The 14,488-nt window shown below is 62.6% G+C and carries 8 protein-coding genes; 5 read left to right on the forward strand and 3 right to left on the reverse strand.

The window, feature by feature from the left end; genetic code table 11:
- Window positions 1-32: 32 nt before the first annotated feature.
- Complete coding sequence (locus M1P90_RS04760) at window positions 33-1,202, forward strand: MalY/PatB family protein (RefSeq protein ID WP_483701508.1); 1,170 nt, start codon at window positions 33-35, stop codon at window positions 1,200-1,202.
- 133 nt (window positions 1,203-1,335) lie between these two features.
- On the opposite strand, the gene M1P90_RS04765 is transcribed toward M1P90_RS04760, so the two are convergent.
- Together M1P90_RS04765 and M1P90_RS04770 are read right to left on the reverse strand one after the other, a co-directional pair.
- The gene (locus M1P90_RS04765) at window positions 1,336-3,855 is read right to left on the reverse strand and encodes a GH116 family glycosyl-hydrolase (RefSeq protein ID WP_483701509.1); all 2,520 of its coding nucleotides are present in this window, start codon (window positions 3,853-3,855) and stop codon (window positions 1,336-1,338) included.
- A gap of 955 nt (window positions 3,856-4,810) precedes the next feature.
- Complete coding sequence (locus tag M1P90_RS04770) at window positions 4,811-6,199, reverse strand: aldehyde dehydrogenase family protein (protein ID WP_483701510.1); 1,389 nt, start codon at window positions 6,197-6,199, stop codon at window positions 4,811-4,813.
- 142 nt (window positions 6,200-6,341) lie between these two features.
- Between M1P90_RS04770 and M1P90_RS04775 the strand changes: the two genes are divergently transcribed.
- From M1P90_RS04775 to M1P90_RS04790, 4 genes are all read left to right on the forward strand, one after another.
- Window positions 6,342-6,737 (forward strand): PPOX class F420-dependent oxidoreductase, encoded by a 396-nt coding sequence (locus M1P90_RS04775; RefSeq protein WP_483701511.1) that lies wholly within the window; start codon window positions 6,342-6,344, stop codon window positions 6,735-6,737.
- 392 nt (window positions 6,738-7,129) lie between these two features.
- Window positions 7,130-9,748, forward strand: coding sequence for a hypothetical protein (locus tag M1P90_RS04780; protein ID WP_483701512.1), 2,619 nt, complete (start codon window positions 7,130-7,132; stop codon window positions 9,746-9,748).
- Entirely contained in the window at window positions 9,745-10,635 is an 891-nt protein-coding gene (locus tag M1P90_RS04785) for a UbiA family prenyltransferase (protein WP_483701513.1), read from the forward strand. The genes M1P90_RS04780 and M1P90_RS04785 overlap by 4 nt, the downstream gene beginning before the upstream one ends.
- Window positions 10,636-10,923: 288 nt before the next feature.
- The gene (locus tag M1P90_RS04790; protein ID WP_483701514.1) at window positions 10,924-11,121 is read left to right on the forward strand and encodes a hypothetical protein; all 198 of its coding nucleotides are present in this window, start codon (window positions 10,924-10,926) and stop codon (window positions 11,119-11,121) included.
- 142 nt (window positions 11,122-11,263) lie between these two features.
- Here the strand turns inward: M1P90_RS04790 and M1P90_RS04795 are convergent, their stop codons facing one another.
- Window positions 11,264-14,398, reverse strand: coding sequence for a S8 family serine peptidase (locus M1P90_RS04795; protein ID WP_483701515.1), 3,135 nt, complete (start codon window positions 14,396-14,398; stop codon window positions 11,264-11,266).
- Between the last annotated feature and the right edge of the window lie 90 nt (window positions 14,399-14,488).

A 14,488-nucleotide genomic window follows, 5' to 3' on the forward strand; every position in this document is an offset into this window, starting at 1 on the left:
TTTTCCTGCACAAGAGAACTGGGAGGCACAGGATGATCACGGATTTCGGTGAGTTGATCGAGCGGCGGCCAAGCGGCAGCGCGAAGTGGAACCACTACCCCGAAGATGTGCTGCCAATGTGGGTCGCTGATATGGATTTTCGCACAGCGCCAGCGGTGAGCCGGGCGCTGCGCGCGCGAACTGAGCACGAGCTTTTTGGCTATGCTATGCCATCAGCCGCGCTTGGCGAGGCGATCTGCGCGCGGCTGGAGCAGCGCTTCGGCTGGGCGGTTACGCCTGAGCAGCTTGTGTACTATCCCGGCGTGGTGGTGGGTATGAATATCGCGGCGCGCGCCTTTAGTCCCAGCGGCTCGGGTATGCTCATCCAGCCGCCAGTCTACCCGCCCATCCTGCATGCCCCCGACCCCTGCGCGTGTACTGCCGACCTGGCGCAGCTCCTTGTCAGCACCAGCGGTAATACCCTGCGCTATGAGCTCGACTATGACGCGATCGAGGCGGCGATTGGCCCGCAAACTACGGTGCTGCTGCTGTGCAACCCGCACAACCCCACCGGGCGCGCCTGGTCGCCGGCTGAGCTGGCGCGCATTGGCGAGATCTGCGAGCGGCACAACCTGGCGATCATTTCCGACGAGATCTGGAGCGACCTGACGCTGGGCGGCGCGCGCCACACGCCGATTGCCTCGCTCTCGCCCGAGCTGGCCGCGCGCACGGTCACGCTCATGGCCCCAAGCAAAACATTCAACCTGCCCGGCCTGGGCTTTAGCTTTGGCGTGATTGCCGACGAGACGCTGCGCGAGCGCGTGAAGAAAGCTGGCGCGGGCATTGTGCCGCTGACGAATGTGATGGGTGCGGCGGCGGCGCTGGCTGCCTACACCGAGGGCGATGCGTGGCTTGAGCAGCTGAACGACTACCTGACTGCCAACCGCGACACGGTGGTGGATTACCTGACCGAGAACATGCCGCAGCTGCGCACGACCGTGCCCGAGGCTACCTATCTTGCGTGGATCGATTGTCGCGAGGCGGGGATCGAGGGCAGTCCGTACACATTCTTCCTTGAGCAGGCCAAGGTAGGGCTGAACGACGGCGCGGCATTTGGGCCGGGCGGCGAGGGCTTTGTGCGCATGAACATGGCCTGCCCGCGCGATACGCTGCTTGAGGGCCTGGATCGCATGCGCCGCGCGCTGGCGGCGAGTCGTGCGTAACTACGAAAGCCTGGAGAGAATAGAAGAATGTAACCACAAAAACACGAAGGCACGAAGATCTATTTTTAGATCTTCGTGCCTTCGTATTTCTTCCCGCTTCTTCGAGTCTTCGAGCCTTTGTGGCGAAAATCAATCAATACGCGATCTGTAGCACAGCCCCGGGTGCGAGTGTGAGCGGCGGGTCGAAGACGAGCGCGCCATTGGCGGGCTGCGCGGGCACGCTGGCGTTGGCGAGGGTGGCGCGGACCGCAGCGCCAGCGCCGAAGGGCAATGCCAGCCGCCGCAGCACGAAGCTGCCGCCGTGCAGCTCGATGGTTGCGTGGGTGCCGTTTTGCCCGTGGTTCAGCACAAACTCTCCCCATCCGCGCCCGGCGCTCCACATGCACCGGAATTCGTTTTCTGGCACTGCCGGCGCAAAGCCGAGCGTTCCTTTTTCTACATCACAGGTAAAGCCACTTAAGGCTAGCAGCAGCGCCCAGGAGGCCATGCTGCGCGCGTAGTGGTGCCCGCACTCGACTTCGTCCCACGGGTTGCGCCGCACGCCGTCGTGGCGCGCGCGCAGCGCCTGCACGATTTCCAGCCCTTCGTCGCGCCAGCCCTCGTAGATGAGGTGCGCGGCGACATGGTACTCAATGCCGGTCCAGACCTCGTCGGAGTACACGAACGGGAAGCGCGGGCGCCCGCCATGCGGCCACGAGCACAGGATCAGGCCGGACTCGTCGTTCAGCACGTAGCTGCGCTGGCAGTTGACGTGGTCGTGAAAATCGCGGCGGAAGTTGCGGTCGAACACAGCCTTGATCGCGCTGCGAACATGCTCGGCGGGCAGCAAATCGCCCAGGCCCAGCACGCGCGCATGCAGCTGTCCGAGCAGCTGGTCGGACAGGCAGCCGACGCCGTGCTGGTACATGTGCGCGTCGACGTCGTCGAGCTGCTGGATGTAGTATTCGCCATTCCACAGCAGTTCGTCGAGCCGCTGGCTGCCGCGCTCGAATGCGCTTTGGCAGCGTTCGGCCAGCTCCGTGTCGTTCATCACGCGGGCCAGCTCGGCGACGGCGCGCAGCCCGGCGAGGTAGTAGATGCCGGTGAGCGGGTTCGGACCGTAAAATTCGATGTCGTAGGTGTTGTGCTGCCGCCCGTCGAGCACGCCGTCCTGGTCGGTGTCCCAGTGGCGGCTGGCGTAGACGATCGCGCGCTTCACGCCGGGCCAGACAAGCGCCAGCCAGCCGCGATCACCGCTCAGCAGCCACTCGCGATACACGCGCAGGATGCTGCCCATCTGACCGTCGGCGGCTGGTTCGGCCTTCTGGTCGCCCCAGGTCCAGATGAACTCTTCGCCAAAGGTCTTGAAGGTGCGAAAGGTCATGTAGCCGTCGGGCTCGGTTTCGATCACAAACTCGATCCGGCGCATTTCGCGCTCCAGGCTCGGGAACAGGAAGGCCGCCGTCTGCGCGTAGCTCCACACATGCGTGCATGTGCCGTCGCAGCAGCCCGCATCGTCGAAGCAGCCTTCGTAGCCGAAGAAGCGCCCGTCTTCGAGCCAGAAGCAGGTGGTGCTGCGGATCGGCACGATGTTCGCGGAAACGGCGTCGATCACGGCGGGCGGGAGCGTGCTGCTGAACAAGGAGGCGTGGAACTGGCGCGTTGCCGCTTCGAAATGATCGCGCTTGCCCACAAGCTCGCGCGCGACCGCCCACGCGCCGTCGAAGCGGGTGGCGTAGTGGTTGCGCACGGTCGGCGCGGGTTTGCGCACGTTCCAGCTGTTTGGGCGGTTCGGGAAATACCACGCGAGGAAGAAGCGCAGCGTTGTGCTCTCGCCCGGCGCAAGCGTGGCAACGAGGCCGAGCGAGCCGGTGTCGGTTTTGCCCGCCTCGGAGGGCGTGTCGTAGCCCAGGTCGGCCAGCAGGCCGTCGTCGGTGAAGTCGTCCCAGAACTCGCGCAGGAAGTCGTACCACGCGCCGCGCAGCCATGCGCGCCTGGCGGTGATGTCGGAGTGGTCGGTTGCCAGCGCAAGCTCGCCGAACTGAAGATCATTCGGGCCGAACTGCTCGGAACGCAGCAGCAGGCCGCGCAATCCCGCTTCGTCGCGCAGCTCGTTCACGTTCTGGCCCACGCCGCCCGCCGCGAGGTTGCCGTATGGGTCGAGCGCCAGCCCGCCGACCGGGTTGAACAGCGAGCCGACCAGGGTGAGTTTCACCGAAATGTCGGCCGTGTTTGTGACGGTGTAGGCCAGCACCGCGCCGGGAATGCCCGAGGCGGCGGGATCGAGCGGCACGAGCGGCGTGTAGGCTTCGAGCGACACCTGCACAGGCAGATCGGGCGCGTGGAACTCGATGGTGGCGAACGGGTATTCGCCGCGAAAGGTCGCGCCGGCCATGCGCGGCAGGCCAGCCGCTGTGATCGGGTGGAATCCGTGCGAAAGAGTGTAGGGTGGCTGGATTGGCGCTTCGAGCACGCGCGCGATCGGCGGGTTATCGCCGCTTTGCGCGCGAATGGCAAAGAAGGTGTTGGGCAAGAGCGTGCCCTTGGCGGGCCGATTGAAGATCTCCCAGTCGCGCAGATCGCCGCGCGCGCCGAGCGAGACGTTGCCGGTGCCGACACCGCCGAGCGGGAAGGCCAGCGCGGTTGCGCGCTCGTTGAAGGTACGGGTTGGCATGGTGAATTCCTTTTTTGCCTGCCCTTCGACAGGCTCAGGAAGATCGGCAGCAAGGTATTTCGTGATGTATTCTTGCTGCTTTTGCGCTACGCGCAAAAGCAGCAAGGAACAGAGATGCTGTCATTCTATGCGGGTAGTCTGCGAAGGCAGGCTTCGCTATTTCGAGCCGAGCGCTTCAGCGCCACGGCTCCTGCCCGCTGGTATTACCACGAAGGCACGAAGGCACGAAGGTTTGGCAGAAGACGATATCAGGCAGCGCGTGTGCCTCGTATCTCGTGCCGCCTATCTGTAAAAGGTCGAGCATAGGCTTTTTATGATCGACCCTAAGCTTCTTACGATGCGTCATAAGTCTCTTAGGGTGCATCATAAGCTTCTTACGATGCGTCATAAGTCTCTTAGGGTGCATCATAAGCTTCTTATGGTCGACCCTAAGCTTCTTATGGTCGACCCTAAGCTTCTTATGGTCGACCCTAAGCTTCTTACGGTGCATCATAAGTCTCTTAGGGTGCGTCATAAGTCTCTTATGGTCGACCCTAAGCTTCTTATGCAGGGGCGAAACGTTCTTGCGCAGCAGCGCGGCGGTGTGATGGATCGTTCTGTAGCGCACGGGGCTGAAGCCGCCGCGCTACCGAGCGGCGCCCGCCGAAGCGGGCGTGCCATATGCCGCATTCAAGCCCGCTTCAGCGGGCGTTGCTTCCGAGCCCGGTCGTTTACGGCCGGGCGGTGCGCGAGACAATCATTATGTAGAAAAATCCGTCACACCCGGCGCAGATGTTTCGCGCTTGCGTATGCATCAGCAGCACACCTTTTTTCAGGCAACAAAGAGGAACATCAAGCAATGCCCGCGCCTCGCGCCTTGTATTGCAACATCTCCGTGCCTCCGTGTCGCTGTGGTGAAGCCTTTCGTCGCGGGGCGTATTGCTATGCGCCCATAAAGTCGTTGGCCGTTGCTTGCCTAGATCGTGTGGCGCAGGTGGTACGACTTCGCGCGCGTGAGCGACTCGTAGCCGAGCGTCGAGAGTGATGCGCCGCGCCCGGTGTCTTTTACGCCCGTCCACACCAGACCCGGGTCGAGGTAGTCGCAGCGGTTCATGTACACCGTGCCAGTGGCGATCTGCGCGCCCACGCTCTGCGCCGCTTCGAGGTCGCTCGTCCATACCGACGCCGTCAGGCCGTAGGGGCTGTCGTTCATCAGCGTAATGGCCTCGGCGTCGCTGGCAACTTTCATAATGCCAACCACCGGGCCAAAGCTTTCTTCCACCATCACGCGCATGGTGTGATCGACATCGGTGAGCACTTGCGGCGCGAGATAGGGCGTGCCGGGCTGGTCCGCCGCAAAGCTGGCGGGGTCGAGGTGTGCGCGCGCGCCCTTCGCCACTGCTTCGGCGGTGTGGCTGCGCACAAGCTCCGCGAAGCGCGTAGCCGCCATTGGCCCGAGCGAGGTGGCGGCGTCGAGCGGGTTGCCAAGCACATACTGGCCGGTGAGCGCCACAAACTGCTCCACAAAGCGGTCGTACAGGCTGGCATGCACATAAATGCGCTCCACACCGCAGCACGACTGGCCCGAGTTGAAAAACGCGCCATCGGCCAGGTTTTCCACCGCGTAATCGAGCGCGGCATCGGCGCGCACATAGGCCGGGTCTTTGCCGCCCAGCTCCAATCCCAGTGTCGTGAAAGTTCCCGCTGCCGCCTGCTCGATTGCCTTGCCGCCCGCCACCGAGCCCGTAAAGCTGGCGTGGTTGATCGCGCCCGAGGCCAGCAGGCGCGCGGTTTGCTCGTGCGTCAGCAGCACATTGCTGAACAGGCCGGGCGGCAGGTCGGCCATTGCCATGGCTTCTGCAAAGCGCTCGCCCACCAGCAGTGTCTGCGCGGCGTGCTTGAGAATCACCGCATTGCCGGCGATCAATGCCGGCACGATCGTGTTGACGGCGGTGAGAAAGGGGTAATTCCACGGCGCGACCACCAGCACCGTGCCAAGCGGCTCGCGGCGGATCAGTCGCTCGAAGCCGGGCTTGTCATCGAGCGGGCGCAGCGGCTCCAGCGCGCGCTCAGCAATCGACACCAGGTAGCGCACGCGCTCTTCCAAGGAGCGGAACTCGCCGTTGTAGCGCACTGGCCGGCCCATCTGCCATGCCAGCTCGGGCACAATCGCCGGGTTGAGCGTTCGCATGGCTTCCAGAAAGCGCGACATTGCGGCGGCGCGCTCGGCCACTGGCACCTGCGCCCATGCGCGCTGCGCAGTGCGCGCCGCGTCGAGTGTGCGGCCAAGCGCGTCGTCGCCAGTGGTGGTTCGCCGCGCATACTCGCTGCCGTCGATTGGCGATATGCAGATCACTTCGCTCATACAGCACCTTTTCTTCAACAGAACGCAACAGCGTGCATGATACGCCGGGTGTGCGATTCCGTCGAATGCGCATGGCGGCAGCGATGGCACGGATGTTGTTATGCTGCGCTATGCTGATTTCTGTGAGCGAAAAGGATTGATTGTGAAATTCACCGACAATGTGCTGGCCATGCTGCGCCAGCCAAACCCCTGCTTTCTCGCCACTACCATGCCCGATGGCTCGCCACAAGTTACCGAGACATGGGTCGACACCGATGGCGAGCATGTGCTGATCAACAGTGTGCAGACGCATGTGAAGGTGAAGAATATCGAGCGCGACCCGCGTGTGGCGGTGGCTGTCGCTGCGCGTGACGACACGTCGCGCTATGTGCAGATTCGCGGGCGGGTTGTGTCGGTCACGACCGAGGGCGCGGTCGAGCATATCGAGCAATTGGCGCAGAAATACACTGGCAAGCCCTATACATGGTACGGTGGGCGCGATCAGGTGCGCGTAATCCTCACCATTGTGCCTGAACACATAAGTGGACAAATGCGCTGACAGAAAACGCATTGCCATCGTTCCATCGCGCCATGCACATAGCACCCGTGCATGGCGCGAATTTGTTATAGCCATAACGAAGGGCGTAGTGTTATACGCCCAGGCACTGCCCTGAAAGCGTAACAGCTACCAAAACGCTGCTGATCTGAAACACTTCTGCAAGCTATACAGCGCGCGCAACCACTCCGCGAGCCTATAATAGGCAACAATCAGCCCAATCGCTTAGTGCCTAACGAGGGGAGAAGGAATTGAGCGAGCCTGCTGGCACCTTGCCATTGTCTCGAATGTCGATCCGCTTCTTCCGCCACCCCATAGCAACCGCATTTCTCCTGGGTTTGTTCTGTTTCTTGGTGTACAACGCAAACCTGCGGCAAATTGGCTCGGGCGACACAATGTCTGCCCGCTTCATGCCCCTGATCCTCTGGCACAGCGGCACGCTCGCGCTCGACGCGGATGCGCGCCTGGTTGCGCACGGCCATTCAATGACTGCGCCACGCAATCGGCCGGCCGGCGCTGATGCGAAAGTCGCCTATTTTGAGCCCTGGGCTTACTGGATGATCCGCACGCGCGAGCATAAGATTGCTTCTCTCTACCCGGTAGTTACCCCGCTGCTGGCAGCGCCGCTGTATCTTCCGGCTGTGATCTGGCTCAACCGCACTGGCTGGCAGCCGCCGCAGGTTAATCGCGTTGCCGAAGTGATGGAAAAGCTGTCGGCGTCGCTGCTTGCCTCGCTTGCGAGCGTGCTGATGTACCTGGTGCTGCGTCGCGATGGCACGCGCTGGACCCTGCCGCTGACGCTGGTGTTCGCGTTTGGCACGAATACGTGGATGATCTCTAGTCAGGCGCTCTGGCAGCATGGCACCGGCGAACTGCTGATTGCCCTGGCCTTGCTGCTGGCCCTGGCGCGGGCCACACCGGCGCGCACCGCCCTGCTTGGCGCGGTGTGCATGCTCATGGCGGCCAATCGCCCGCCCGATGCGCTGATTGCGGGCGTGCTCGGGCTGTTTGTGCTGTGGACTCAGCGGCGCGGGGCGGTGTGGTTTTTTGCTGGCGCGGCTGTGCCGCTGGCGGCACTTTTATACTACAACGTCATGTTTATTGGCACTGTTATTGGTGGGTATGCGGTTGGAAAAAATCCAAACGAACCCTTCTTCCATCTCGACTGGACGGGTTTAGCGGGCCTGCTGATTAGCCCGGCGCGCGGCCTGCTGGTGTTTTCGCCGTTTCTGGTGCTTGTTTCCGTAGGCTTGTTTCAGCGCCTGCGAGCGCCAGGAACGAAACATTTGGCCATCGTGCTGGGTTTGGCCGCGCTGGCGCAGTTCCTGGTGTATTCGCAGGCCGACTGGCGGGCGGGTGTGTCGTGGGGGCCGCGCTGGCTCACCGACCTGCTGCCAATTCTGGTATGGATGCTCGCGCCCGCGCCACTTGTGCTGCGCCCGTTTGCACGCGGTCTGCTTGTGCTGGCGATGGTTGCATCCGTGGCGGTGCAGGCAATTGGCGCGTTCTGGTATACCAAGGCGAGCGACGATCTTTTGTATGCCGGGAATGCAGATTCGATGGCCGGTGCTTGGGATCTTGGCAATATCCCATTTCTCACTGAGCTACAGCATGCGCCAGCACGCGCCGAGCTTCTGTACGATGCGCACGGCTCACTTGATCGCGTGGGGCCGGCGCTGGTTCGTACGCTCGACGACGTGCCCAGGCTGGAACCGGGAGCGATGCTCGAAGGGTGGGCGCTCACAGGCGGGCGCACGCCGAGTCAGCTGCTGGTGCTGATCGATGGGATTGTGGTTGGCTCGACGGCTGAGTTTCTGCCGCGCCCAGACGTGAACGATGCGCTAGGCACCACTGCGCCGTCGGGCTGGCGTGTCGCTGCGCAGCTGTGGGGCGTTGCGCCCGGAGAACGCACGCTTCAGCTTGCGGTTCGCGCCGACGCGAGAAGCGATGCCCGGATCATTCGGGAGCAGCGCGTTGTTGTGGTTGCGCAAGAACTCGAGCAGGATGCCGCCACCTTGCCAGCCACGTCCGCAGCAGATCTGGATGCGATGGCAGTGCGCGCAGCGGCGCTGTTGCGGGAACATCAGAGCAAGGAAGGATACTGGCTGACTTCGTATACAGCAGGTGTTCGTTACATAGACCCGGGCCAGGAAATGAATACCTACACGACGTCGGTGCTGATCGATCTGCTTGCACCACTCGCGCGCCAGCATGGCCTCGACGATGCGCTGGCGCGGGCGCGCAGGCACCTTGCGGCGCAGATCGAAAGCAATGGCCTGGTGCGCTACCACGGGCTGCCAGATGCGCCGACGATTGGCACGCTGGGCTGTGCAATCACGCCCGACTCTGATGATACGGCGCTGGTGTGGCGCATCGCTGGGCCGGGTGCTGGCGACCCCAGGCGGCAAGCCATGCTGGAAGAACTTGATCGCTACCGTGATGCGCGGGGCTTGTACCATACCTGGCTCGCTCCTGAAAACCAATACCAGTGTATTGATGCCGGCAGCGACCCGAACCCAAGCGATATCGCAATTCAGATGCATATCTACCTGATGCTGCGCGAGCTTGACCCGCCGGCCGCGCAGAGCCTGTGCAGCGCGCTTCAGCGTTCGTTCTGGGATGAGGATATCTGGCCATACTACGCCAGAACTGCGCTGGTGCCATACCTCCGCAGTGCCGAGCTGGGGCAGCGTGGTTGCCCACTGCCACTACCAAGCGAACGGCTGGCGCTTCCTGCCACGAAGAGGCAGGCGATCTGGAGCGAGGCGGCGCGCTTGCTGGTTGCGTCGCCGCAGGACGTGCAGGTGCGCGATGCCATTCGCAGCCTGCTTGCAGGCATTGGCAGCGACGATTTTGCGGCACTTCGTAAAGGTCCACCGCTGCTCTACCACAACGATCTGAGTGGGAATGTGCGACGCTATTACTGGTCGGAAGATGCTGGCTATGCCCTGTGGCTCCGCTTATACGATGCTGCTCGCGCTGATGCCGGGCAACTTCGCCAACCATCACTATGATTGCTGCATCATCGTTTCGGCAGTACTCCCGCATCGTGCGGCATTTCGCGTCGGCGCGCGCGCCCGAGGTGCTGGCGCTTCAGGCATCGCCGCTGCTTGGTTGCGCATTGGGCGGCTTCAGCCTCGCGCCATATGGCACGCTCAGGCTTGGTATCCTGCTGTTTGGCAGCCTGGCGCTCACCGCCCACATCTTTATTTTCAATGATTGGGTGGGCTACAGCAGCGACCTTCACGACCCGCGGCGGGCCGAGTTCGTGTTTACGCGGCAGGGAATTAGCCGCGGGCAGGTTGCGGTCGTTACACTTGCGCTGCTTGGCGTTGCGAATGTGGCCTTTGTTGCGATTGGCACGCTTGCCACGCTGCTGGGCGCTGCGATTGCCATTTTGAGCGTGCTTTATTCGTGCTCGGCACTCTTTGGCAAGCGCGCGCCGGTGGTTGGCTCGCTTAACCACATGCTGGGCGGCGCGCTGCACTTCCTGCTGGGCTACGGCGCCTTTCACGTGCTGGACACGCGCGGCATTGCGATTAGTCTGTTCTTTGGGCTGGTGTTTGCGGGCGGGCATCTCAACCACGAAGTGCGCGACTACGAGGGCGATTTGCTCAATGGCATTCGCACCAGCGCGGTGGTATTCGGGCGCGAGCGCGCCTTTCTGGCGAGCGTGGCTACCTTTACTGCCGCGTATGCCACTGTCGTCGCTCTGGCTGCGCTGGGTATGCTGCCAAGCTTCCTGCTGTTGAGCGCGCTTGGCTGGCTGGCGCATATGGCGTGGTCGGTGCGCGCGCTGCGGCGTGGCCTGGGCTTTGAAAGCGCGGCATGGATGCAGCGGCGCTATCGCCTGCTGTTCGCGCTGATTGGGGTGGCGATGCTGTGTGCCGGCGCGTTGTGAGGAGTGAATGGTCAGGGCCAGGTCAGCGTCGTAAAAATTCCTCCGCAGATTACAGACTTCATATCTGCGTAATTACTCTGGAAATAAATTTCTTTATACTCAGCTTCCAGGAAGCTCAGGCCAGTTTTGCTTTAACCTGATACTCAGATGAGCTTCCAGGAAGCTTGCCCGTTGTAGAAAAGAACTTTTCTTCCAGAGTAGTAATCGGTGAATAAAGTTAAGAAATGGCATAGTTCTTGCCATGCTGTGGGCAGATAGCAAACCGTTGCAGAGCAAAGGAGCGAAGTGATGAGCCACAGCGATACAGCGAAACCGAAAGTTCCCGCGAAAGCCGAAAGCAAAACGATTCAACCGGAACTGAATACCGAGCGCCGCGTGCCCAAGCCGGAAAGCTCATCGGAGTATGAGGGCGCGCCCAGCCGCGAGCCGAGCGGCAAGCCGGGGGCGGAGATCAAAACCGAAACGTCCAGCTCGTCGGGCGAGTAGATTCCTTTTTGTGTAATAAAAAAGCGAGAAGCTGCGCGCAGCTTCTCGCTTTTTGTTGCCCACGTGCTGGCAGCATTGCGTGGCGAAAAACGACACAGCCCATGCCATTGCTGGCATGGGCTGTGCGCGAAAACTGGGGGTATTAGTTGACGTTCACCACGACATCGCTGGCGCCGACGAGCACGTTCTCATCGGTGCGAACCTGCACGCCGCCGAGCAGCACGCGGCCCGCTGCCGGGGCGGCATTCACCGTCACGGTGCCGGGCGCGGTCCACGACGAGCCCGAGGCATGCAGCGCGTCGGAATCGGTCACGGCCACCGAGCCAAAGCTCGGGTTGACGAACACATCGACGTAGTTGAACGTCGTCGTGCCGGCTGGAACCGAGTAGCCATCGATCAGGACGACCCAGAGACCTGCGGCCGGGTTCGCAACCGTCACCGACTCTTCCGAATCGCCGTCGGCGCTCTGGCCAGCCAGCACACAGCTGCCGGTGGTGCAGCGATACAGGAACAGGTCCAGGTCGGCGGCCGGGTCCGAAGGCCCGCCAATGGTTGCGCGCAGCGAAGTCGAGCCAGCAGCGACATTGATCTGGTACTGCTTCTGCTGCAGGTCGGCAATCGTTTCAACGCTGCGTTTGGCGCTGCCCAGCGCGCCCGTGCCAACAATCCGGCCAGTGAATGCGCCGTAGAGGTTGGTTGCGGTCACGTTGATCGGCGTTACGCTGCCAACCGTGGCGTTCACTGGGTTCGGGCTAACCGTCACGTTCGTGCCCAGGATCGACGCGCTCAGCGTGAAGTTCGACACTGCGGTGTCGGAAGTGCGGCGCGCGTCTACGGCCAGCTCCCACACACCCGGCAGCGGGTTCGAAACCGTGCGGGTGGTGCCATTGCAGGTGTTGCCGGGCTGGGCCGGAACATAGCACGACGAGCTGGTCTGCTCGGCCTCGGCGGGCAAGCCATACGGGTCGAAGCGCATGAAGCGCACCTGGCCGGTGGTGCCCGTCAGGTTGACTTTGAACGCCGGCGTGCCAGCTGGGATGTTGTAGAAGAAGTGCCAGGTCTGGTTGCGGCCCACGGTGCCAGTGGTGGTGGCCGAGAAATTGTTCGCGGCGGTGAACTGGTTGGCCACAATCACCGTGTTCATTGTCTGGAAGTCGACGCCAGCGGTTTTTGTGTCTTCCAGGTTCATCAGCGTCGAGTAGGTGCCTGGGCCGCCGACCTTGACAGTGACTTTCAGCTTGACTTCCTGGTTGAGCGGTAGCGTCACCTTCGCGGGCGCGCTGTAGCTCGACACATCGCCAACAAACTTGACGTGGTAGGTGATTGCGCCAGCCGCGCCCGAGGTGCGCTTGAAGGTGAACTCGCGCACCAGCGTTGAGTTGGCCGCCACGCCTTCGCGCTCGTAGATGCCAATGCCGACGTTCGGGTTGATCAGGAAGCCGCTCAGCGCAGTCTTGACCGGAACCGACGCGCTGATCTCAACCGGCTTGAGGTTCTTGCGCAGCATGTTCCAGGCGCTCTGGACCTTGATCAGGCCATTGCCCTGGTCGTAGGCCTCGAAGCGATCCTTATCCAGGTAGCGCGCCGTCGAGTTGAGCGCCTGCCGCAGCTGCGCCGGGGCATACTGCACATTCGACTGCTTGGCCGCGCTGATCAGCAGGGCCGCAGCGCCTGCCGCCTGGGGCGAGGCCATCGAGGTGCCGTTGAACATGCCATAGCCAGGAGGCAGATCGTACACACCAGCGACCGGCTGGCCTGCCTGCCAGGTTGGAACCGTTGACACAGCCGCGCCCGGCGCGACGATCTGGGGCTTCATGCCGCCATCTTCACGCGGGCCACGCGACGAGTAGTTGTGAATGTTATCGACGTAGGCCGAATTCGAGCCGTAGTTGCTGCGCCACGTCGCATCGGTGACATACGAGCCGAGGCTCATCACCCTGGCAGCCACCGAGGGGTCGCCAATCGTGTTGACGCCAGCGCCGTTGTTGCCCGCCGAGATGAACATCTGCACGCCACCCTCATCGATCAGGCGGTTGTACAGAATGGCGCGGGTGTTGGCCGGGCCATTGTTCTCGCCAGCGTTCAGCGCGGGCAGGCCACCGATCGACATATTGATCGTGTCGACGTGGGCCGTCTCAACCGCGAAAATCATGCCGTTGACCAGCGCCGACGAGGTGCAGCCGCTGATGAACAGACAAACGCGGATCGACACCAGCTTGGCGCCCGGGGCCGCGCCCGTCATCGCGCCGCCGAACAGGTGGTTACCCGCGACAATGCCGGCCACGTGCGAGCCGTGCGCGCCCGACACAATGCCGATGTTGACATAGTTGGTGCTGGGCGAGGTTTGCACCACAAACGGCAGGGCCTCGCTGATCGCGGTCGCCGGGTTGTCGGTGCCGAAGCGTCCAACGTCGTAGCGAACCTTATAGTCGGTCATCGCCTGCTCGTCGGCAAAGTTGCGGTTCTGGTTGGTGTCGACGTAGACGTTGTTGCTGGCTTTGTCCCACAGCACGGCGAAAATGCCCGAGCTGCCGGCCGGGTTGCCGTCGCGGTTCACGTCGTTGCCAAGCTCGCCGCCAAGCCGCGAGTCGCGCTCATTAAACAGCGCGAAGCGGTAGGCTGCGGCTGCCGGCGCGGTGTAGGTTGCGCCGCTGACGGTGAAGGTCGGGCCTGTCACCTGCGTGTTCATGTTCAGCCAGGTTGGGTCGTTGTCGCCGGTCTGGGCGGTGAACGTCACCCAGTCGATGATCTTGCGCTCGCCGGTGGTGGTGGTGGAAAGCGCGGGGTGCGCCAGGTCGATGCCCGAGTCGAGAATGCCGACCGTGACGCCACGGCCATCCCAGGTCGGATTATTCTGCATGAACTGCGCGGCACCAGTGTCACCGATCGGCATGTACGGATTGATCTGCGGGGTCGACGCGCTGGGCGGGGTCTGCGGCGTCGGGGCGGCAATGCCGTCCGCGCGCGGATCTTCCAGCGACAGGATTTCGTCGAGCCCAAGCGACTCAACACCGCTGATGCCAAATGCGCTTTCGGCCTGACCGGTTGGCACATCGGCCAGCACATAGTCGATTTTTTCGTTGGAAACTTCGACTGTGCCGCCCAGCGCCTGAATTTGCTGCGCGACACTGCTGTTCTTGCCGTCTTTTGCGGCAATCAGCAGCCTGACGCTCGCGCTGCCCTGGCTGCGGGCCAGCGCAATCAGCTCGCGGTCGCGCTTGGTGGGCTGGCCGCTGCCGGCGGCATGTGCCGTGGGCTGGCCTGCGACAAGCGGCACCGCAATTGCAAGTGCGAGGACGGAACCTACAATACTACTAAGACGGCGATGCAGAGAGTTACTGCCAGACATGAACGACTTTCTCCTTTA

Source organism: Kouleothrix sp. 19917 (assembly GCF_057073505.1).